Below are 21580 nucleotides of genomic sequence, written 5' to 3' on the forward strand. Positions count from 1 at the left end.
TCCGAAACAGCAGGAACCCGCACCCGACAGCGTATCCGCAACCGAACTCTCCAGCAGCCTTGGTGGCGCGCATGCGCCGCCGCAGGCGCTCTTGATCCCGTGTGCCCAATTCGGCAGCAACACCGATAAGCGTTGGCCACGAACGGAACTCGCGCATGGATGGGGCGAGTCAGCGGGCTGAGTGGTGGATACGAAAAGGCCCCGACCGCATCAACGCTGGTCGGGGCCTTCTACCGGTGCCCTCGGCAGGATTCGAACCTGCGGCCTTCTGCTCCGGAGGCAGACGCTCTATCCCCTGAGCTACGAGGGCGGGATAGGACTCGGTCGGGGCTGGTTGGCCGCCGATCGGGCGGTGAAAGCGTATCGCATCGGTCGCCGTAGGCCAAAAAGGGTGTTGGGCGGGTCAGTTCTGAGGGAGTGGGGTGCCGCCGCGGGTGCTGAGCATGGCGGCGAGGAGCTGAGCTTCGCCGCGTTGGGTCTTGTCCATGGTCTCGGCGAGGGTGCGGACGGCGGTGGTTTCGGCGTATTCGGCGGCGTAGTCGATCATCGGCAGGCCGCCCTGGTGGTGGCGCAGCATGAGCTGCAGGAACAGGGTGTCGAGTGCGGGGCCGGTGGCTTGCCGGAGCGCGGCGAGGTCGGCGGCGCTGGCCATGCCGGGCATGGTCTGCACGGTCCCGGACATGGCGTGGGTGCTTGCCGCGTGATCGTGGCCGCCCGGCCGGTCGACCATCCAACCCATGTACCCGTCGGCGCCCTGCGCAGGCTTGCCCCAGAGCTGCAGCCAGCCTTGCATGCGACCGACCTGATTCTGCTGGGTGGTCATGATGTCGTAGGCGAGCCGGCGCACATCGGTGTCGGTGGAGCGAACCAGGACAACGCCGGCCATTTCGACGGCCTGCGCGTGATGAGCCGACATGTCTTGGGTGAAGCCGATGTCGACGGCGCCGGGGTCCGGCTCGGCGGAACTGTTCAGCGGCAGCCGGATCAGGGCGCCGACGGCGACGCCGATCAGGATGGCGCCGATGGCGCCGAGCACGAGCAGCGCGGTGCTTTGGCGTCGAATCTGACCGCGGAGGCCGGACTCGGACGAGTCCGGCGCGAGATCGGTGGACACTGTCGATCAGCTCCTGGGTTGCTGCGGGACGGGCTGGCCGGGATTGGGCGCGGGCTGACCCGGAACAGGCACGGGCTGACCGGGATTCGGCGCACCGGGGACACCGGGCAACCCTGGCAGCCCCGGAAGTCCGGGAACGCCAGGCACGCCGGGCAGCCCACCCGGCATCTCGGACGGATCCGGCTTCAACCCCTTACCGTCCATCGGCACCGCATCCGGTCCTGGCGGTGTCGGGTCGAACGGCGGTGGATTGTCGGTGTCGAACGCGATCGTCGAGCAGTCCGCGCCGACCTCGGGATAGGTGTAGGAATTCAACCGCAACGCGGAGATGAACTGACCGACCCGCTTGTCGTCGGCACTGTCCAGCTTCAGCTGATGACCCCACGATTGCAGCGAAATCGCTGTGTCCAGACCGGGATACGGCGACATCAAGCTGTACGGCTTGTTCGCGACTTTGCTTTTCAGCTCGTCGATCCCCGCGGCGTTCACCTTGTCCGGGTTGTAGGTGATCCATACCGCGCCGTGTTCGAGCGAGTGCACCGCGTTCTCGGTCCGGATCGGCTTGTCGTACACGACGCCGGTGCAGGTCGCCCAGGAACTGTCGTGCGGTCCGCCGAACGCCGGACTCTGGTCGTAGGCGACCCGCTGGGTCGGGCCGATGTGCAGCCCGGCCGGGTATTCCTTCTTGACTACGCCGGGGATCGCGTCCGAGGGGTCTTTGCGCTGTGCGCTCGGCGTGTACTTCTCCAGGTCCGCCTTCTCCTGGTACTTGGGCACCAGGTTGTAGGCGAGTACCCCGATCAATGCGATGATGACTGCGGTAGCGCCAATGGCCAACCAGGGGATCTGACGATTCTTCTTGGGAAGTTGGCCCCGACCTCCGCCCTTGCGGGGAGTCGACAACTTCGCTCCGGCTTTGGCGGCCTTGGCCGATTTGGCGCTGGGACTGCTCGGCATCGCTCGTGGTGCTCTCTCGACGTGATGGATCCGCATCGTGCTGTGTGGGTCGCGGACGGTGGCGGCGCAGTGCCCACTCGAGGTGTACACCCGCCTAGACCATAGGATAGAGACTCGTGACTCCAGCTGACCTTGCAGATCTCCTTCGCGCCACTGCGGCGAAGGTGCTTGTCGAACGCGGACTGGACCCCGCTGTCCTGCCCGACGAGGTCACTGTTGAGCGTCCCCGAAACCCCGAACACGGTGACTATGCCACGAATGTGGCGATGAAAGTGGCAAAGAAGGCAGGAACGAATCCGCGGGATTTGGCGACCTGGCTCGCCGAGGCGCTGACCGCGGCCGACGGGATTTCCGTCGCCGAGGTCGCCGGGCCCGGCTTCCTGAACATTCGGCTCGCTGCCTCCGCGCAGGGCGCCATTCTCGAGCAGGTGCTCGCCGCAGGGGCCGCGTACGGCACTGCGGAGACGCTGAAGGGCACCAGGATCAACCTGGAATTCGTGTCGGCCAACCCGACCGGACCGGTGCATCTCGGTGGCACCCGGTGGGCCGCGGTTGGTGACGCGCTCGGCCGGATCCTGGCTGCCCAGGGCGCGGACGTGGTGCGCGAGTACTACTTCAACGATCACGGCGCACAGATCGAGCGGTTCGCCAGGTCGCTGGTGGCGGCGGCCACGGGTGCGCCGACCCCGGAAGACGGCTACGCGGGCGCCTACATCGGTGAGATCGCCGACCGGATCGTGGCCGAGCACCCGGACGCGGTGTCGTTGCCTGCGGCCGAGCGGCAGGAGCTGTTCCGCGCCGAGGGCGTCGAGATGATGTTCGCGCAGATCCGCGAGTCGCTGCACGATTTCGGCACCGATTTCGACGTGTACTTCAACGAGAGCTCGCTGTTCGAATCGGGCGCGGTCGAGCGGGCCACCACCAAGCTCAAGGCTTCCGGCGATCTGTACGAGAAGGACGGCGCCTGGTGGATTGCCAGCTCCGAATACGGTGACGACCAGGATCGCGTTGTTCTCAAGAGCGATGGCAATCCCGCCTATGTCGCCGGTGACATCGCGTATTTCCAGGACAAGCGGGCGCGCGGTTTCGACCTGTGCATCTACATGCTCGGCGCCGACCACCACGGTTACATCGGCCGGTTGAAGGCGATCGCCTCGGTGTCGGGCGAGGACCCGGCCACCGTCGAGGTGCTGATCGGGCAGATGGTGAATCTGCTCAAAGACGGTGTCGCGGTGAAGATGAGCAAGCGGGCGGGCACCGTGGTGACCCTCGACGACCTGGTCGACGCGATCGGCGTCGACGCGGGCCGGTACTCGCTGGTGCGTTCGTCGGTGAACTCGAGCATCGATATCGATCTGAACCTGTGGGCCAGTCAGAGCAACGAAAACCCGGTCTATTACGTGCAATACGCGCACGCGCGGACCGCGTCGATCGCGCGCAACGCCGCGGAGTTCGACTACGACAAGGTCACCGCGGATCTCGCGTTGCTCACTGCGGAGGAGGAGGGTGAGCTCATTCGCACCCTCGGCGAGTACCCGCGTGTGGTGACCAGTGCCGCGAGCCTGCGCGAACCGCACCGGGTCGCCCGCTACCTGGAGGAACTGGCAGGCGCCTACCACCGGTTCCAGACCAGCAAGACGCTGCGCGTGCTTCCGCTCGGCGACGAGCCTGTCAGCCCCACCAACGCCGCCAGGCTGGTGCTGGTCAACGCGACCCGTCAGGTGCTCGCGAACGGCCTCGCCTTGCTCGGCGTGAGCGCACCGGAGCGCATGTGAACGGGCGCAGGAACTTTCAGAACAACGCCGAGAAGGGACACCTATCCCATGAGTGAGCGCAGCGAGCGAATCACAGACACAGCTGCCTGTGCAGTCACGACGGAGCCGAGCGTCAGCGAGGCGGAGTCGTGAGCGCACACCCGGCTGGACCTCGGCATGCCGAAATCCCGCACGCTCCGAATCTGCCTGAGCGTCCTCGTGATCCGCAGCAGATGATCGATCTGCCCGCGAATGTGTGGCCGCGCAACGCGACTCGTGATGCCGACGGCGTGGTGAGCTTTGCCGGCGTGCCGGTGCACGAGCTGGCCGCCGAGTTCGGCACCCCGCTGTTCGTGGTCGACGAGGACGATTTCCGCACCCGCTGCCGCGACATGGTGCGCGCCTTCGGACCGAACGCTCGAGTGCACTACGCGTCCAAGGCCTTCCTGTGCGGCGAGATCGCGCGCTGGATCCGCGACGAGGGCCTCTCGCTGGACGTGTGTTCCGGCGGCGAGCTCGCGATCGCGTTGCATGCAGGCTTCCCGGCTGAGCGAATTGCCTTGCACGGCAACAATAAGTCGGCGATAGAGCTGGAGGCTGCGGTCGCGGCCGGGGTCGGCCATGTCGTGGTCGACTCGCTGATCGAGATCGAGCGCCTCGAAGCCATCGCAGGCCGCGCCGGTGTGGTGCAGGACGTCCTGGTCCGGGTCACCGTCGGCGTGGAAGCCCATACGCACGAATACATTTCGACCGCGCACGAGGACCAGAAGTTCGGCTTCTCGATCGCCGGTGGTGACGCCATGGAGGCGCTCGCCCGCGTCTTCGACGCGGACAACCTGCGTCTGGTCGGCCTGCACAGCCACATCGGCTCGCAGATCTTCGAGATCGACGGTTTCGAGATCGCCGCGCGCCGCATGCTCCGTCTGCTGCACGAGGCGATCGACAAGTTCGGCGTCGAGCGCACCGCCCAGATCTCCACACTCGATCTCGGTGGCGGACTTGGTATTTCGTACTTGCCGAACGATGACCCGCCGCCGCTGGACGACTTCGCGGCCAAGGTGCGCGATCTGGTCGCCGCCGAGGCGGCCGCCATCGGCTTGCCGCAGCCGAAGATCGCGGTGGAGCCGGGTCGTGCGATCGCAGGCCCCGGCACCGTCACCCTGTACGAGGTCGGCACCACCAAGGACGTCTCCCTCGACGGTGGCCTGCGCAGGCGCTACATCAGCGTCGACGGCGGCATGAGCGACAACATCCGCCCGGCGCTGTATCAGGCCGACTACGACTGCCGACTGGTCTCGCGCTCCTCCGAGGCGGCGCCCGTGGTCGCCCGCGTCGTCGGAAAGCATTGCGAGAGTGGCGATATCGTCATCCGCGATACCTGGATGCCGGAAGATGTCGGCCCAGGCGACCTGGTCGCCGTCGCCGCGACCGGCGCCTACTGCTATTCGATGTCGAGCCGATACAACCAGCTGACCCGTCCTGCGGTGGTCGCGGTGCGTGACGGACAGCCGCGACTCATTCTGCGCCGGGAAACGGTGGCGGACCTGCTCAGTTTGGAGGTTGAATCATGACGAACCCTGCTCAGAATTCTTGGGGGAGTGATCAGCCGATCGGCGTCGCGGTCCTCGGCATGGGCAATGTCGGCGCCGAGGTGGTGCGGATCCTGCGTGAGCATTCCGAAGACCTGCGCTCGCGCGTCGGCGCGCCCCTGGTGCTGCGCGGCATCGCGGTGCGCAATCTCGACTCCGATCGCGGTGTCCCCGCCGAACTGCTGACCACCGACGCGGACGCACTGGTCGCCCGCGACGATGTCGACCTGGTCGTCGAGGTCATCGGCGGCATCGACCCGCCGCGCAGGCTGATCCTGGCCGCGTTGAACGCAGGCAAATCCGTGGTGACCGCGAACAAGGCACTGCTCGCCGACTACACCGGCGAACTCGCGGCAGCCGCCGAGCGCAACCGTGCCGACCTCTACTTCGAGGCCGCGGTCGCCGGCGCCATCCCGGTGGTCCGCCCGCTCATCCAGTCGCTGGCCGGTGACCGGGTCAACCGGGTGGTCGGCATCGTCAACGGCACCACCAACTTCATCCTGTCCGCGATGGACGAGACCGGCGCCGACTACTCCGCCACCCTCGCCGAGGCCACCCGCCTCGGGTACGCCGAGGCCGACCCGACCGCCGACGTGGAGGGCTACGACGCCGCCGCCAAGGCCGCGATCCTCGCCTCGCTCGCGTTCCACACCAGGGTGACCGCGGCTGATGTCTACCGCGAGGGTATTTCCAAGATCAGCTCCGAGGATCTGGAGACCGCGTCCGCGTTGAACTGCACGGTCAAGCTGCTCGCCATCTGCGAGCGGGTCGCCGCTGGTCCCGGCGAGCCGACTCCTGCCGAGGGCGGCAAGGAGCGTGTCTCGGTGCGCGTCTACCCGGCGCTGGTGCCGCGCAAGCATCCGTTAGCTGCCGTTGGCGGCGCCTTCAACGCGGTGGTCGTCGAGGCGGAGAACGCGGGCCGGTTGATGTTCTACGGCCAGGGTGCCGGCGGTGCGCCGACCGCCTCCGCGGTACTCGGCGATCTGGTGATGGCCGCCCGCAACAAGTTCTACGGTGGCCGTGCCCCCGGCGAATCGGTTTATGCTGAGCTACCGATCGCACCGATCGGCGACACGCCCACCCGCTACCACGTGAACCTGCAGGTGGCAGACCGTCCCGGGGTCCTGGCCGCGGTGGCGGACAAGTTCGCCAAGCACGAGGTGAGCATCTCGACCGTCCGCCAAGAGGGGCACGGCACGGGAGCCCGCCTGGTCGTGGTCACCCACCACGCGTTGGAATCGGCGCTCGCGGACACCGTGGCCGCCCTGGCGGAGATGGAATCCGTCACATCCATCACCAGTGTTCTTAGATTGGAAGGCACCGAAGAATGAGTACGACTGGCGTGGCGCCGCAGGCCGGAGTGCATTCGCGCTGGCCGGGTCTGATTGCGGCTTACCGGGATCGGATCGCGGGTGCGGCCGACTGGGAGCCGGTCACCCTGTACGAGGGCGGTACGCCGCTGGTGCCAGCGCCGCATCTCTCGGAGCTGACCGGCTGTGAGGTATATCTCAAGGTCGAGGGTCTGAACCCGTCCGGCTCGTTCAAGGACCGCGGCATGACGGTCGCGATCACCGACGCCAAGTATCAGGGCCAGCAGGCGGTGCTCTGCGCCTCCACCGGCAACACCTCGGCATCGGCCGCGGCCTACGCGACCCGCGCAGGCATGAGCTGTGCCGTGCTCATCCCGCAGGGCAAGATCGCGATGGGCAAGCTGGCGCAGGCGGTCATGTTGGGCGCCAAAATCATTCAGGTCGACGGCAACTTCGACGACTGCCTGGAACTGGCGCGCAAGGTCACCTCGGATTTCCCGAGCATCGGCCTGGTGAACTCGGTGAACCCGGCGCGCATCGAGGGACAGAAGACCGCATCGTTCGAGATCTGTGACGTGCTCGGCCGGGCCCCCGATGTCCACGCGCTGCCCGTCGGCAACGCGGGCAACATCACCGCCTACTGGCGCGGCTATCGCGAGTACTACGCCGACGGCATCACCACCCAGCTGCCGCGCATGCTCGGTGTGCAGGCCGCGGGGGCCGCGCCGCTGGTCAACGGTGCGCCGGTGCGCAACCCGGAGACCATCGCGACGGCCATCCGGATCGGCGCGCCTGCCTCGTGGAATGCCGCGGTGGCGGCCAAGGACGAGTCCGGTGGCGCGTTCCGCGCCGCGACCGACGACGAGATCCTGGCGGCGTACCGCCTCGTCGCCGCGACCGAGGGCGTATTCGTCGAGCCCGCGTCGGCGGCCAGCATCGCGGGACTGCTCGCGGCGCGCAAGGAAGGCTGGCTGGACGCGGGTCTCACCGTGGTGTGCACGGTGACCGGCAACGGCCTCAAGGATCCGGACACCGCGCTGCTGGGAATGCCCCAGGTGCAGGCGATTCCGGTCGACCCGGTCGCGGTCGCCGCCGAACTAGAGCTGGCCTGAGTTGAATTCGCGCGAAGACCAGTTATTGGCCGAAACCCAGTCGGCGGACGGGCGTCGGCGCCCGCGCGGCGCCGGCGCGAGCCGCACGCTGCCCGCGGGACTTTCGGTGACGGCGCGGGTGCCCGCGTCCACCGCCAACCTCGGGCCAGGGTTCGACTCGCTCGGCATGGCCTTGGGTATCTACGACGAGATCGAGGTGCGCACTACGACTTCCGGATTGACGATCCGGGTCGAGGGTGAGGGCGCCGACGACGTGCCATGGGGCCCTTCGCATCTCGTGGTGCGCGCGATCGAGCGCGGGCTGGAGTCGGCGAACGTCTGGGCCGACGGCCTCGATGTGGTGTGCCGCAACGTGATTCCGCATTCGCGCGGCCTCGGCTCCTCGGCCTCTGCCGTGGTCGGCGGGCTGGCCGCCGGGTGCGCGCTCGCCGCGAAGCTGGATCCGGCGCTGGCCACCTCCGCCGACCAATTGGTGCAGCTCGCTTCGGAATTCGAGGGTCACCCGGACAATGCGGCGGCCAGCGTGCTCGGCGGCGTCGTGGTGTCGTGGACCGAGACCGACCGGGCCGCCGACATCGGCCAGGACGGGGTACCGAGGGCCGAGCATCACGGGCGGGTCTACCGGGCCGTCCGGCTCGATGCGCACCCCGCGCTGCGCCCCATCGTGTTGATCCCCGAAGAACGCTCGGCCACCGCGCACACCAGGGGTTTGTTGCCCGAGGTTGTTCCGCACGGGGACGCCGCGTTCAACGTAAGCAGGGCCGCGCTCGCCGTGGTCGCGCTGACCCAGCGACCGGATCTGCTGATGCCCGCGACCGCCGATCGGCTGCATCAGGCCCAGCGTGCCCCTGCGCTGCCGTTGACGACCACCTGGATTTCCCGGCTGCGAGCGGCCGGAATCGCGGCCACCGTTTCGGGGGCAGGGCCGACCGTGTTGGCATTGGGCACTGACGAATTCCCTGCCGAACTCCGCGAACTCGCGGCCATGGACGGCCTGCGCGTGCTGGAACCCGGCCTGGCCGACGGGGTTCTGATCACCGGTGATTGATGCGCGACGCGCCCGGGATTCTGCGTGGTGACACCGCATTGTGGCCGCCAGATCCCTCGCTCGCACGGCGACGGCGCGTCTGGCTTGCCGATATTCGCAATAGGCAGCTATCCTGAGCGAGTCCGTACATCGTGCGCATCAGACGCCGGTGCTTCATCAGGGCAATCGCTCCAGCAGGCTCCAGGCTCGAGCCTCCAGGCCATGGGGGTGCTGCGTAGCTGCGCAACTGGAATGATCTCTCCCACCTCTCACCACCGGTGGCGAAGCGGACGGACGCATCCGAGTCCGGCAGAATGCCCGGACTGCGGGACGAACCCTCGACACAGCACACGGCAATCGGGGGAAGGAAAGGATTTCCGTGACAGATACGGACCTGCTCGCGACACCTGGGGTGGATTCCAACCCGACAGGCGACCGCGAAAGTGACTCCGGACAGATTTCGAAGATGAGCGAACAAACCGACGTCGCACGATCGGGGCTGACTGGAATGTTGTTGCCGCAGTTGCGCGCGCTCGCGGGGGAGCTCGGTATCCGAGGCACCTCCGGAATGCGCAAAGGCGATTTGATCGCCGCCATCAAGGAAAATCAGGCCGGAAAACCGGCGAAGGGTGAAAAGCCCGAAGGGGGACAGGCCAAGTCCGCGGTTTCCGCCAAGGCCGATACGCCCGCTAATTCGGAAGCGCCTGCCGCTGCGCCCGCTCGGGCCGAACAGGGGACCCTCGATGTGGATCCCGCCCCGGCGAAGGTCGCTCCGGTTGTCGAGGCTGCTGCCCCGGCGAAGGATGCTGCCCCAGTGAACTCGGCACCGGCCGAGACCGCGCCGTCCAACGCGGCCGAAGGCACCGAAGACGCGGGCCGCGACGCGGGCCAGCGTGGTCGTGGTCGGCAGCGGCGCGGCCGTGACCAGGCGCGATCCGGCGGTGACAGCGCGACCGCCGATGCGCGTGGTGACGAGCCGAAGCAGGACGCCGAGCAGGGTGAGCGGCGCCGTGAGCGCAACCAGTCGGGTGAGCGCAACCAGTCCGGCGAGCGCAACCAGTCCGGCGAGCGCAACCAGTCCGGCGAGCGCAACCAGTCCGGTGAGCGGAACCAGTCGGGTGAGCGCGGCCAGTCGGGTGAGCGCAACAACCAGAACGGCAACGGCGGCAATGCCAACGGCGGCCGCAACGACCGCAACAACGATCGCGGTGGCGACGACGAAGAGGGCGGTCGCGGTCGGCGTGGACGTCGATTCCGGGAGCGCCGTCGTGGGCGTGACCGCGAAACCGGCGGCGGTGGCGGCGAGGCTCGCGAGTTGGAAATCCGCGAAGACGATGTGCTGCAGCCGGTTGCGGGCATTCTCGACGTGCTGGACAACTATGCGTTCGTCCGCACCTCGGGTTACCTGGCCGGACCGAACGACGTGTACGTCTCGATGAATCTGGTGCGCAAGAACGGCCTGCGCCGCGGTGACGCGATCACCGGTGCGGTGCGCGCTCCGCGTGACGGCGAGCAGAGCAACCAGCGACAGAAGTTCGATCCGCTGGTGCGGCTGGACACGGTCAACGGTGGCGAGGTCGAGGCGGCCAAGCGGCGCCCCGAGTTCAGCAAGCTCACCCCGCTGTACCCGAATCAGCGGCTGCGCTTGGAGACTCAGCCGAACAAGCTGACCACCCGCGTCATCGACCTGATCATGCCGATCGGTAAGGGCCAGCGTGCCCTGATCGTCTCGCCGCCGAAGGCCGGTAAGACGACGATCATGCAGGACATCGCGAACGCCATCGCCATCAACAACCCCGAGGTCTACCTCATGGTTGTGCTGGTCGACGAGCGTCCGGAAGAGGTCACCGACATGCAGCGCTCGGTGAAGGGTGAGGTCATCGCCTCCACCTTCGACCGGCCGCCGTCAGACCACACCTCGGTCGCCGAGCTCGCCATCGAGCGCGCCAAGCGCCTGGTGGAAATGGGCAAAGACGTTGTCGTGCTGCTCGACTCGATCACTCGACTGGGTCGCGCATACAACAACTCCTCGCCTGCTTCCGGCCGAATCCTTTCCGGTGGTGTCGATTCCACCGCGCTGTACCCGCCAAAGCGGTTCCTCGGCGCGGCGCGCAACATCGAGAACGGCGGCTCCCTGACGATCATCGCGACCGCGATGGTGGAAACCGGTTCGACCGGTGACACGGTGATCTTCGAGGAGTTCAAGGGCACCGGTAACGCAGAGCTCAAGCTGGACCGCAAGATCGCGGAACGGCGCGTGTTCCCCGCGGTGGACGTCAACCCGTCCGGTACCCGTAAGGACGAGCTACTGCTCAACCCGGACGAGGCGGCGGTGCTGCACAAGCTGCGTCGCGTACTGTCCGGCCTGGATTCGCATCAGGCGATCGATCTGCTGATCGACCGTCTGAAGAAGTCCAAGAACAACCTCGAGTTCCTGATGCAGGTGAGCAAGACCGCGCCTGGCGCTCTGGACGAGTAGAGAGACGGGGACTCCGCTGATGACGCGGAGTCCCCGTCGCTTTTCTATGCCCACGTGACAACTGATTTCGTGCCAACATGGGTAACTCGTCGGGCACGCCCAAAACTGGCCGATCTCGACGACCGCCGGTCCGCAACGGCTGTCGTGGAGCACCTGGCGGCCGGCAGAAATCGCGGAGAGGCGGGCCGGCGGCCCTTTCGGCGTTGGTGGGTTGAAGAAGAAGAGACCGATCAATGCCGCGCCGCCGATCAGGAAACCGAGAATGATCGCCGTGGCCGTCACCGCGCTCCCCTCCGGGGCGGTGCTCGTGGCCTCGATGTACACGGTGGTCTCCGGGGCGGCCGAGATCATGGTGTCGGGGCGGGCGCACCAGCCAACCACGACAGCGAGAATCAGGAGCCCGAAGATCGCGGCTGCGGCTCGGAAGTTCACCAGCTCTCCTTTCTGTGTCGAGGCACGGCATTGTGCTCAGGTCTCAAACTCTATGAACGCTCCTGTTCGTATTCTTGAGTAGCGCACTACCCGACTTCAGGGTTCCTGAGACACCGCCGATCCGCGTGACGCTATTTCCAGGGGCGGGAAGAGTCGGGGGATGCCGGGGAACAAACCACCACCCGGGGGCGTTTTGGGAGCGTAGCGACAGTTCTGGCATACTGAACGGTCGTTGCGTCTGCTCCGTTCGAGCAGACCTCCCGCCTAGTCGGTTCCGGTTCACGTTCGGCGCGAATCCCCGTGCGAGCGACCCGGCGACCAATATCGAGAGGACACCCATGAAGGCAGGAATCCACCCGACGTATGTCGAAACCACGGTCGTCTGTGGTTGCGGCAACACCTTCCAGACTCGCAGCACCAAGGAGTCCGGACACATCACCGTCGAAGTTTGCTCGCAGTGCCACCCGTTCTACACGGGCAAGCAGAAGATCCTCGACACCGGCGGCCGCGTGGCCCGCTTCGAGGCTCGCTACGGCAAGCGTGCAGGCAAGAAGGGCGCGGAAGACGCCGCAGCCAAGTAGCTTCCTCGCCGACGCCCGGTCCTGCGCTGCAGGCCGGGCGTCGGTGCTTTGTCAGTGCCCGATGGAGGTCTTCGCTACGCCTACGTGGTGACCTGCGCTACCTCCTCCGGCGTTGACGCTCAGCCCGCAGAGTCGGCAGGGAATTCAGGAAGAGGAAGCACAGTGACGCAACCGTCCGCGATCGATGACATTCTGGCCGAGCACGCCGGCCTGGAGACGCAGCTGTCCGACCCGGCGCTGCACAACGATCCGGGAGCCGCGCGCCGAGTCGGCAAGCGATTCGCCGAACTCGCGCCGATCATGGCCACCTACACCAAGCTGAAGTCCGCCAAAGACGATCTCGCCGCCGCGCAGGAACTCGCGGCCGACGACGCTGCGTTCGCCGCCGAGGTCCCCGACCTGGAACGACAGGTCGGCGAACTGGAGCAGTCGCTGGCCGACCTGCTCGCCCCCCGCGACCCGCACGACGGCGACGACGTGGTGCTCGAGGTGAAATCCGGTGAGGGCGGCGAGGAATCGGCGCTGTTCGCCTCCGACCTGGCCCGCATGTATGTCCGCTACGCGGAACGGCACGGCTGGAAGGTCGAGATCCTCGACGTCACCATCTCCGACCTCGGCGGATACAAGGACGCGACGCTGTCGATCAAGAGCCGCGACGCCGCTCGCGACGGCGTCTGGTCGCGATTCAAGTTCGAAGGCGGCGTGCACCGCGTGCAGCGCGTGCCGGTCACCGAGTCACAGGGCCGTATTCACACCTCGGCCGCCGGTGTCCTCATCTACCCGGAACCCGACGAGGTGGAAGAGGTGCAGATCGACGAGACCGACCTGCGCATCGACGTCTACCGGTCGTCCGGCAAGGGTGGTCAGGGCGTCAACACCACCGACTCCGCCGTTCGCATCACCCACCTGCCCTCCGGCATCGTGGTGACCTGCCAGAACGAGCGTTCACAGCTGCAGAACAAGGCGCGTGCCATGCAGGTGCTCGCCGCCCGTCTGCAGGCGCTCGCCGAGGAACAGGCCGACCAGGAGGCCGCGGCGGGTCGGGCCAGCCAGATCCGCACGGTGGACCGTTCCGAACGCATCCGCACCTACAACTTCCCGGAGAACCGGATCACCGACCACCGCATCGGTTTCAAGGCACACAATCTGGACGCCGTGCTGGACGGCGACCTGGACGCGCTCCTCGATGCGCTCGGCAAGGCAGATCGCGAAGCAAGGATGGCAGCTGAGTAATCGGCGCGCCGGGCTCGTAATGTGCTGGGTATGACCGTCACTCGGGTTGCTCTGCGCCCTGCCATCAATGACGCCGTCGAGACATTGCGGGCCGCCGGGGTGCACAGTCCGCAGTCCGATGCCGAGCACCTTGCCGCGCATGTCCTCGGCGTCGAACGCACTCGGCTGCTGATGACTCCGCTCATCGCGCCGAGTGCGCTGGCCGAGTATCGCGCGCTCGTCGCTCGTCGCGCCTCCCGAATTCCGTTGCAGCACTTGACTGGAACGGCGGCGATGGGTGATATCGAGCTCGCGGTCGGCCCTGGCGTCTTCATCCCGCGCCCGGAAACGGAATTGCTCTTCGCCTGGGCCCTCGCCCAATTGGAAACGCTGCCGCACGACCACACGCCGGTCGTCGTCGACCTCTGCACGGGTTCCGGCGCATTGGCCCTCGCCATCGCGCATGCCCGCCCGGACGCCGACGTCCATGCCGTCGAGCTCGACCCGGCCGCGCTGGAATGGGCCCGCCGCAACGCCGACCGATGCCGCGCAGACGGCGACACCCCCATCACCTTGCACGCCGCCGACGTCACCGATCCCGCTCTGCTGACCGAGCTCGACGGCCGCGTCGACCTCGTCGTCGCCAACCCGCCCTACATCCCCGACGGCGCCGAGCTCGACCCCGAGGTCGCCGACCACGACCCGCACATGGCCCTTTTCAGCGGTAGCGACGGCCTCGACGTCATCCGCGCGATCATCCCCACCATCACCCGCCTGCTTCGCCCCACCGGCGGGGTAGCCGTCGAACACGACGACTCCAACGGCTCCGACCTCGCGGCCATGCTCGGCAAAAACGGCGACTTCATCGACATCGTCGAACACCCCGACCTCGCCGGAAAACCCCGATTCGTCGCCGCAATTCGTGCTCAGCGCTGATCGCCACCCTTTGCAGGCGTTGATCACACCGATATGCCAAGGTGGCAACTGATTTCGTGAGTACATGGGTAACTCGTCGGGACGGGCCAACCTGACCAAGGCCTCACCGCCGGCCGCGTCAGCGACGGGTGTGGCACCTAGGCCTGGCTAAAAGGCTCGGAGAGGCGGGCTAGCATGTGCGGTGTGAGTACCGTCTTCGACTGCTCGGATCCCGACTCGCGCGCTGCCGGATTGACCGCAGCCACCAGTGCCCTGAAATCCGGGAGACTGGTTGTGCTGCCGACCGACACGCTGTACGGACTGGCCGCCGATGCTTTCGATGCCACCGCGGTCAGCTCGTTGCTCGCGGCCAAGCGCCGCGGTCGTGACATGCCGGTGCCGGTCCTGGTCGGCTCATGGCACACCATCGACGGCTTGGTCTTCTCGGTGCGCCCGCAGGCGCGCGAGCTGATCCGCGCGTTCTGGCCCGGTGGCCTGAGTTTGGTTGTGCAGCAAGCGCCTTCGCTCGCGTGGGACCTCGGTGATACTCGAGGCACCGTGATGCTGCGCATGCCGCTGCACCCGGTCGCCCTGGAACTGCTGCGTGAGGTGGGCCCGCTGGCGGTCTCCAGCGCCAACGTGTCCGGGCAACCGCCTGCCAAGACCGCCGCCGAAGCCCGCGACCAGCTCGGCGACCTGGTCAGCACCTACTTGGACGGCGGCCCTGCCGATCACGCCATCGCGTCAACCATCGTCGACCTGACCGCCGACCAGCCGCGCATCCTGCGCGAGGGCGCGGTCCCCATCGGCGATATCGCCGATGTGCTCGGAATGTCGCCAGAGGCGCTGTCCAGCGCCTCCGTCAAATGATCGCGAAGAGCCTCACGGTTCCGATGATCGGTGGGTGCGTCGCGTGATCGGTTCCGGTGCGGTCGTCCCGCTGCGGGAGCTACTGCTCGTCCTGCTCGTCTCCGCGGTGGTGACTTTCCTTGCCACCGGCGGAATTCGGGTGCTCGCCATCGGATTCGGCGCGGTGGCGGTGCCGCGTGAGCGTGACGTGCACGTCAAACCGATCCCGCGGATGGGTGGGGTCGGCATCTATGTCGGCGTGGTCGCGGCGATCCTGTTCGCGCATCAGCTTCCCGCGCTGCGCCGTGGTTTCGACTACAGCCCGAACATTCCGGCCGCGGTGCTGGTCGGCGCCACGATCATCGTCGCGGTCGGCATCGTCGACGACCGCTGGGGACTCGACGCGCTGACGAAGTTCGCCGGGCAGGTGACGGCGGCGGGTGTGATCGCCGTGCTGGGTTTGAGCTGGTACAGCATCTACAACCCGTTCAACAACACGACCGTGTTCCTGGACGCGCTGCAGGGCGGTCTCGTCACGGTCGCGGTCACCGTGACCCTGGTCAACGCGATGAATTTCGTCGACGGGCTGGACGGTTTGGCCGCCGGACTCGGCCTGATCGCGGCGCTCGCGGTGTTCGTTTTCGCACTCGGGTTGATGAACGAGCAGGGCGGCTCGGTCGACACCTACCCGCCCGCGCTGCTTGCCGCGGCGTTGGCAGGCGCCTGTCTCGGCTTCCTCCCGCACAACTTCCAGCCCGCGCGGATCTTCATGGGCGATTCGGGTTCGATGCTGATCGGCCTGGTGCTTGCCGCGGTGTCGACCAGCGCGTCGGGCCGCATCCCGCTGCAGGGTTTCGGCACGAAGGACATCGTCGGTCTGCTGTCGCCGTTGCTGCTGGTCGGTGCGGTGATGTTCATTCCGGTGCTGGATCTGGTGCTCGCCATCGTGCGCAGGGTGCGCGCGGGTGTGAGTTTCTCCACTCCGGACAAGATGCACCTGCATCACCGGTTGCTGCAGATCGGGCATTCGCACCGGCGTGTGGTGCTGCTCATCTACTTGTGGGTCGGGATCCTTGCATTCGGCGCCGTCGGCACCGCGCTGATGGACCGTCGTCTTGTGGTCCTGCTGATGGCCGGTGGGCTGGTTTTCGCGCTCGTGGTGACGGCCGTTCCCGGCCTGCGCCGCGGGGAGGCGGCGGAGGAGCAGAAGCCGTCCGGGTAGGGTCTGGGAACGTGAACTTCACTCCCACTCCTGTGCCAGGTCCCGATGCCCCGCTCAAGGCGGCGCTGCGCTACGGCCTGATCGGGCTCGGTGTGCTGGTGGTGCTGTCCGTCGCGATCGGCACCATCGCCAAGGGCACGCCCGGGTTGTGGGGCGCGGTGTTCGGCTCCGCGATCGGCGGCGGGTTCATCCTGACCACTGCCGCGGTGGTCTTGTTCGGCGCGAAACTGCAGCCGTCCATCGCGGGCATGGTGATTCTCGGCAGCTGGGTCGGCAAAATGCTGGTCGCCCTTTTGGTCATAGCGATTCTGAATCAATTCGACTTTTATGACCGAATGGTCCTTTTCTTGACGGTGATCGGTGCGCTGGTCATCGTGCTCGGCGCGGAGGCGTATGGCGTTGTCCGCCAGCGTGTTCCGTACGTGACGGTGCCCGAGCCCGCCGCCGAAACCCCTGATCGGGAAGATTGATCCCCACCCACCTACACGCTGTCGTAGATAACTTGGTAAAGTGTTGGTAAGCAAGCACCCAAGCAAGGGGGGATCGCCATGATCCCTCTGAGTACCGCTATGCTTACTGCCGTGCCGGGCTCCCCCTTAGGGGTTCCGGTTCTGCATGTCGACGATGTCGCCGACACACGTACAGACGCCAGGTGGAAAACAAACCCCGCCGCACAGCTGCTGACGAACTTCGAGCCGACCTGAGTCGACCCAAATTGATCGTCAATGTCCGATCGAACCGTGAGCTCAACCGAACTCACGGCCCGAACACGGGAGAGAACGCTGAGCGTCACCACTTTGGCGGGCGAGTTCCACGCGCCATCGCTGTCCGACTTCTACCCTCCAGCGCTGCTGTTCGAGGGTACGCCGTTCGAAATCGATCGTTTGATGATGGTCCGGCTGTTGATGACGGCCGTCCTGATTATCGTGATGATCCTCGCATTTCGGAGCCCGCGCCTCATCCCGCGTGGCCTGCAGAACATTGCCGAGACCGGTCTGGTGTTCGTCAAGGAGCAGATTTCCGACGAAGTATTGGGCAAGGAATCCGGACGTAAGTACTTCCCGCTCATCGCGACGATCTTCTTCACGGTTCTGTTCCTGAACTTCTCCGGCGTCATTCCGGGATTGAACATCTCGTCGAACGCCCGAATCGGTATGCCGCTGGTGCTGGCCGCGATCGCGTACATCGCCTTCAACTACGTCGGCATCCGGAAATACGGATTCTTTACGTACCTGCGTAGCAGCATCGTGGTGCCGAATGTGCCACCTGCGCTCCATCTACTGCTGATTCCGATCGAGTTCTTGTCGACCTTCATCCTGCGTCCGTTCACGCTGATGGTCCGACTCATGGCGAACATGCTCGCCGGACATATCATGTTGGTGCTGTTCTTCAGTGCTACCTGGTTCTTCTTGTTCGACGCGGTCTCGTGGATGAAGGTGTTCTCGCCGTTCTCGCTGCTCGCGGGACTCGGGTTCACCCTCTTCGAGCTGTTGGTCATCTTCCTGCAGGCCTATGTGTTTGCGCTGCTGACCGCCGTTTACATCGGACTCGCACAACACGCAGATTCACACTGACCTGCCTGAATGTTTTGAACCTGCTACACCTCGCCGACCGGCGGGTGTGCAACAGAAAGGGAATGGAAGACTCATGAGCCTCGCGTACCTGGCCCAGGAAGCCGCAACCAACTCGGACAAGGTCAAGGGCTACGGCGCCATCGGCTTCGGTCTGGCGGCAATCGGCCCCGGCATCGGCGTCGGCATCGTCGTCGGTAAGGCAATTGAAGGCATCGCCCGTCAGCCCGAGCTGCAGGGCACCATCCGGACGACCATGTTCCTCGGCATCGCGTTCACCGAAGCGCTTGCCCTGATCGGCCTCGTCGCCGGCTTCATCTTCTGATTCCGATGAACACGTTCTCTGTTCTCGCAGCGGGAAGCGGAGAGGATGTGAATCCTCTTCTCCCCGAGACGTACGACATCGTTTGGTCGATCGTGTGCGTCGCGATCATCGCGGTCGTCTTCTACAAGTACGTGATCCCACGTCTGATGAAGGTGCTCGACGAGCGCGCCGACAAGATCGAGGGTGGCATCAAGCGCGCCGAAGTCGCGCAGGAAGAGGCCCAGCTCACGCTGCAGCAGTACCAGCAGCAGCTGGCTGAGGCCAGGCTCGAGGCCGCACGCATCCGTGAGGAAGCGCGCACCCAGGGCCAGCAGATCCTCGCGCAGATGCGTGCGGATGCCCAGGCCGAAAGCGACCGCATCGTCGCCGCAGGCCACCACCAGCTGGAGGCCCAGCGTCAGCAGATCCTTACCGAACTGCGCTCCGAACTCGGCCACACCGCCGTAGATTTGGCCGAAAAGATTATCGGGCAGTCGGTTTCGGACGAAGCTAAGCAGGCGGCGTCCATCGAGCGGTTCCTGACCGAGCTCGACGACGAGTCGAAAGCCGGCATCGGGGTCGGAAGGTAGCGACGCGAAAGTGAGAAGCATGTACGCAGCGAGCCGCGAGGCCTGCGCCCGGTCTCGGGAGGCGCTCAGGGCCGCTCTGACCGGAAGCGACAGTGTTGCGGCCACGACGGGGTCCGAACTGTTCGCCGTTGTCGCCGTGCTGGACGACCAGCGTTCGCTGCGTGTTGCGCTCGCGGACGTGTCGGTGCCCGGCTCGGTTCGGGCCGAGCTCAGCGAACGGGTCTTCGGCGGCAAGGTCAGCCCGGCCACTCAGGCCGTGCTGACCACCGCCGTTGCCCAGGACTGGTCCAGGACCGCCGACCTGGTCGACACCCTGGTGTTGCTCGGGCAAGAGGCGTTGCTCGAGTCGGCGTCCGACAGTGGTCGCCTCGACGCAGTCGAGGACGAGATGTTCCGGCTCGGCCGGATCATCAGCGACAACCCCGAACTGGAGCAGGCACTTTCCGATCGGGCCAAGCCGGCCGTGGCAAAGCGGGAATTGATCGGTCGCCTGCTCAATGGCAAGACCGAAGCCATCACCCTCACCCTGGCGGAGCAGGTGGTGTCCAGGCAGAAGCAGCCTGTCGGCGTGGCATTCGACGAGCTGTCCGACCTGGCGGCAGCCCGCCGCGATCAGATCGTCGCGCACGTGCGCGCGGCGATCGAACTGTCGGCACAGCAGCGGGACCGGCTTGCCGCCTCGCTGAAACGCATCTATGGCAAGCCGATTCAGGTCCACGTGCAGGTCGATCAGAGCCTGCTGAGCGGGCTTGTCGTGCACGTCGGCGACGACGTGATCGACGGCAGCGCCATCGGCAGGCTCGAACGGCTGCGCCGGTCGCTGACCTGACACGCCCCCACCCCCCGACATTCGACACAGCGAGAGCAGGAAGAACATGGCGGAGCTGACGATCTCCTCCGACGAGATCCGTAGCGCGATCGAGAGCTACACCCAGAGCTACACCCCGGAAACCTCCATCGAGGAAGTCGGTGTTGTCACCGACACTGCGGACGGCATCGCGCATGTGAGCGGTCTGCCTTCGGCGATGGCCAACGAACTGTTGGAGTTCCCCGGCGGCGTGCTCGGTGTGGCATTGAACCTCGAGGACCGCGCGATCGGTGCGGTCATCCTCGGCGAGTACGCCGACCTCGAAGAGGGCCAGCAGGTCCGTCGGACCGGCGACGTGCTCTCGGTCCCGGTCGGCGACAACTTCCTCGGCCGCGTGGTCGACCCGCTCGGCAAGCCGATCGACGGTCTCGGCGACATCGAGGCCGAAGAGCAGCGCGTGCTCGAGCTGCAGGCCGCGTCGGTGCTGGAGCGTCAGCCGGTCGAGGAGCCGCTGGCCACCGGCATCACTGCTGTCGATGCGCTCACCGCGATCGGCCGCGGCCAGCGTCAGCTGATCATCGGCGACCGCAAGACCGGTAAGACTGCGGTCTGCATCGACGCCATCCTGGCGCAGAAGGCGAACTGGGAGTCGGGCGACCCGAAGAAGCAGGTGCGCTGCATCTACGTCGCCATCGGCCAGAAGGGTTCCACCATCGCGGGCGTCAAGACCGCGCTGGAGGCACACGGTGCGCTCGAGTACACCACCATCGTCGCGGCACCGGCCTCGGACTCCGCCGGCTTCAAATGGCTTGCGCCGTACACCGGTTCGGCCATCGGCCAGCACTGGATGTACCAGGGCAAGCACGTTCTCATCGTGTTCGACGACCTGACCAAGCAGGCCGAGGCGTACCGCGCCATCTCGCTGCTGCTGCGTCGCCCGCCGGGCCGCGAGGCGTACCCGGGTGACGTCTTCTACCTGCACTCGCGTCTGCTCGAGCGTTGCGCCAAGCTGTCCGACGAGCTGGGCGCAGGCTCGATGACCGGCCTGCCGATCATCGAGACCAAGGCCAACGACATCTCGGCGTTCATCCCGACCAACGTCATCTCGATCACCGACGGCCAGGTCTTCCTCGAGTCCGACCTGTTCAACAAGGGCGTTCGCCCGGCGATCAACGTCGGTACCTCGGTCTCCCGTGTCGGTGGCGCTGCCCAGACCAAGGGCATGAAGAAGGTCGCCGGTTCGCTGCGTCTGGAAATGGCGCAGTTCCGCGAGCTGGAAGCGTTCTCCGCGTTCGCCTCCGACCTCGACGCCGCGTCGCTGGCGCAGCTCGAGCGCGGCGCCCGCTGGGTCGAGCTGCTCAAGCAGGACCAGTACGCGCCGGTCGCGGTCGAGGACCAGATCGTCTCGATCTTCCTGGTCGACGCCGGCTACTACGACTCGGTTCCGGTCGCCGACATCCGCCGCTTCAACCGCGAGGTGCTCGAACACCTGCACCGCGCCGCGGCCGACGCCTACACCTCGATCGAGGGTGGCAAGGTCCTCAAGGACGAGGCCGCCGATCAGATCAAGGCGGAGACCGACAAGTTCAAGCAGGGCTTCCTCGCCTCCGATGGCAGCCGTGTCGTGAACGAGGCAGAGGCGGGCGATCTCGAGCACGAAGAGGTCGAGACGCTGTCGGTCACCCGCAAGCACGTCGAGAAGTGACCCAGGTTCGGGACTGATGCGAGCTATTCGTTCAATGCAGACGAATGAA

The 21580-nt window shown here is 66.3% G+C and carries 20 protein-coding genes and 1 tRNA gene; 18 read left to right on the plus strand and 3 right to left on the minus strand.

Going from position 1 to position 21580, the window contains the following annotated elements:
* On the plus strand, nt 1-181 hold a 181-nt coding region (locus tag NA11_RS46480), incomplete at its 5' end, for a hypothetical protein (RefSeq protein WP_218023485.1).
* A 56-nt stretch (nt 182-237) separates the two neighbouring features.
* On the opposite strand, the gene NA11_RS41210 is transcribed toward NA11_RS46480, so the two are convergent.
* From NA11_RS41210 to NA11_RS41220, 3 genes are all read right to left on the minus strand, one after another.
* Nucleotides 238-310, minus strand: a tRNA-Arg gene (locus tag NA11_RS41210).
* Between the two features lie 93 nt (nt 311-403).
* The gene (locus tag NA11_RS41215; RefSeq protein ID WP_069167550.1) at nt 404-1114 is read right to left on the minus strand and encodes a DUF305 domain-containing protein; all 711 of its coding nucleotides are present in this window, start codon (nt 1112-1114) and stop codon (nt 404-406) included.
* A gap of 6 nt (nt 1115-1120) precedes the next feature.
* Nucleotides 1121-2071: a thioredoxin-like domain-containing protein gene (locus NA11_RS41220; protein ID WP_069167551.1), complete on the minus strand. Its 951-nt coding sequence runs from the start codon at nt 2069-2071 to the stop codon at nt 1121-1123.
* Between the two features lie 116 nt (nt 2072-2187).
* Between NA11_RS41220 and argS the strand changes: the two genes are divergently transcribed.
* The 17 genes from argS to atpA all read left to right on the plus strand — a co-directional run bounded on the left by argS (nt 2188) and on the right by atpA (nt 21531).
* Nucleotides 2188-3846, plus strand: a complete 1659-nt coding sequence (gene argS / locus NA11_RS41225; protein ID WP_069167552.1) for an arginine--tRNA ligase — start codon at nt 2188-2190, stop codon at nt 3844-3846.
* Nucleotides 3847-3974: 128 nt separating this feature from the next.
* Nucleotides 3975-5396 (plus strand): diaminopimelate decarboxylase, encoded by a 1422-nt coding sequence (lysA, locus tag NA11_RS41230; protein ID WP_069167553.1) that lies wholly within the window; start codon nt 3975-3977, stop codon nt 5394-5396.
* Nucleotides 5393-6745, plus strand: coding sequence for a homoserine dehydrogenase (locus tag NA11_RS41235; RefSeq protein ID WP_069167554.1), 1353 nt, complete (start codon nt 5393-5395; stop codon nt 6743-6745). Before lysA ends, NA11_RS41235 begins: the two co-directional genes overlap by 4 nt.
* Nucleotides 6742-7836, plus strand: coding sequence for a threonine synthase (thrC, locus tag NA11_RS41240; protein WP_069167555.1), 1095 nt, complete (start codon nt 6742-6744; stop codon nt 7834-7836). The genes NA11_RS41235 and thrC overlap by 4 nt, the downstream gene beginning before the upstream one ends.
* Before the next feature lie 25 nt (nt 7837-7861).
* The gene (gene thrB / locus NA11_RS41245; RefSeq protein ID WP_069167572.1) at nt 7862-8884 is read left to right on the plus strand and encodes a homoserine kinase; all 1023 of its coding nucleotides are present in this window, start codon (nt 7862-7864) and stop codon (nt 8882-8884) included.
* Between the two features lie 358 nt (nt 8885-9242).
* Nucleotides 9243-11342 (plus strand): transcription termination factor Rho, encoded by a 2100-nt coding sequence (rho, locus tag NA11_RS41250; protein ID WP_084655532.1) that lies wholly within the window; start codon nt 9243-9245, stop codon nt 11340-11342.
* Between the two features lie 770 nt (nt 11343-12112).
* Entirely contained in the window at nt 12113-12355 is a 243-nt protein-coding gene (gene rpmE / locus NA11_RS41260) for a 50S ribosomal protein L31 (RefSeq protein ID WP_069167557.1), read from the plus strand.
* A 162-nt stretch (nt 12356-12517) separates the two neighbouring features.
* On the plus strand, nt 12518-13588 hold the full coding sequence (prfA, locus tag NA11_RS41265) for a peptide chain release factor 1 (RefSeq protein ID WP_069167558.1): 1071 nt from the start codon (nt 12518-12520) through the stop codon (nt 13586-13588).
* Nucleotides 13589-13618: 30 nt separating this feature from the next.
* A complete protein-coding gene (gene prmC, locus NA11_RS41270; protein ID WP_069167559.1) occupies nt 13619-14503 on the plus strand; it encodes a peptide chain release factor N(5)-glutamine methyltransferase in 885 nt (294 codons plus the stop codon).
* A gap of 183 nt (nt 14504-14686) precedes the next feature.
* Nucleotides 14687-15352 (plus strand): L-threonylcarbamoyladenylate synthase, encoded by a 666-nt coding sequence (locus NA11_RS41275; RefSeq protein WP_069167560.1) that lies wholly within the window; start codon nt 14687-14689, stop codon nt 15350-15352.
* 43 nt (nt 15353-15395) lie between these two features.
* Nucleotides 15396-16553 (plus strand): MraY family glycosyltransferase, encoded by a 1158-nt coding sequence (locus NA11_RS41280; protein WP_084655533.1) that lies wholly within the window; start codon nt 15396-15398, stop codon nt 16551-16553.
* 11 nt (nt 16554-16564) lie between these two features.
* Entirely contained in the window at nt 16565-17023 is a 459-nt protein-coding gene (locus NA11_RS41285) for a Cg1360 family ATP-synthase-associated protein (protein ID WP_069167562.1), read from the plus strand.
* 255 nt (nt 17024-17278) lie between these two features.
* Nucleotides 17279-18127: a F0F1 ATP synthase subunit A gene (atpB, locus tag NA11_RS41290; RefSeq protein WP_084655534.1), complete on the plus strand. Its 849-nt coding sequence runs from the start codon at nt 17279-17281 to the stop codon at nt 18125-18127.
* 73 nt (nt 18128-18200) lie between these two features.
* Complete coding sequence (locus NA11_RS41295; protein WP_069167563.1) at nt 18201-18449, plus strand: ATP synthase F0 subunit C; 249 nt, start codon at nt 18201-18203, stop codon at nt 18447-18449.
* Nucleotides 18450-18454: 5 nt separating this feature from the next.
* The gene (locus NA11_RS41300; RefSeq protein ID WP_069167564.1) at nt 18455-19018 is read left to right on the plus strand and encodes a F0F1 ATP synthase subunit B; all 564 of its coding nucleotides are present in this window, start codon (nt 18455-18457) and stop codon (nt 19016-19018) included.
* 19 nt (nt 19019-19037) lie between these two features.
* Nucleotides 19038-19847: a F0F1 ATP synthase subunit delta gene (locus tag NA11_RS41305; protein ID WP_069167565.1), complete on the plus strand. Its 810-nt coding sequence runs from the start codon at nt 19038-19040 to the stop codon at nt 19845-19847.
* Between the two features lie 46 nt (nt 19848-19893).
* On the plus strand, nt 19894-21531 hold the full coding sequence (gene atpA / locus NA11_RS41310; protein WP_069167566.1) for a F0F1 ATP synthase subunit alpha: 1638 nt from the start codon (nt 19894-19896) through the stop codon (nt 21529-21531).
* The last annotated feature ends 49 nt before the right edge of the window (nt 21532-21580 follow it).

Source organism: Nocardia altamirensis NBRC 108246, from assembly GCF_001612685.1.
Taxonomy (GTDB): domain Bacteria; phylum Actinomycetota; class Actinomycetes; order Mycobacteriales; family Mycobacteriaceae; genus Nocardia; species Nocardia altamirensis.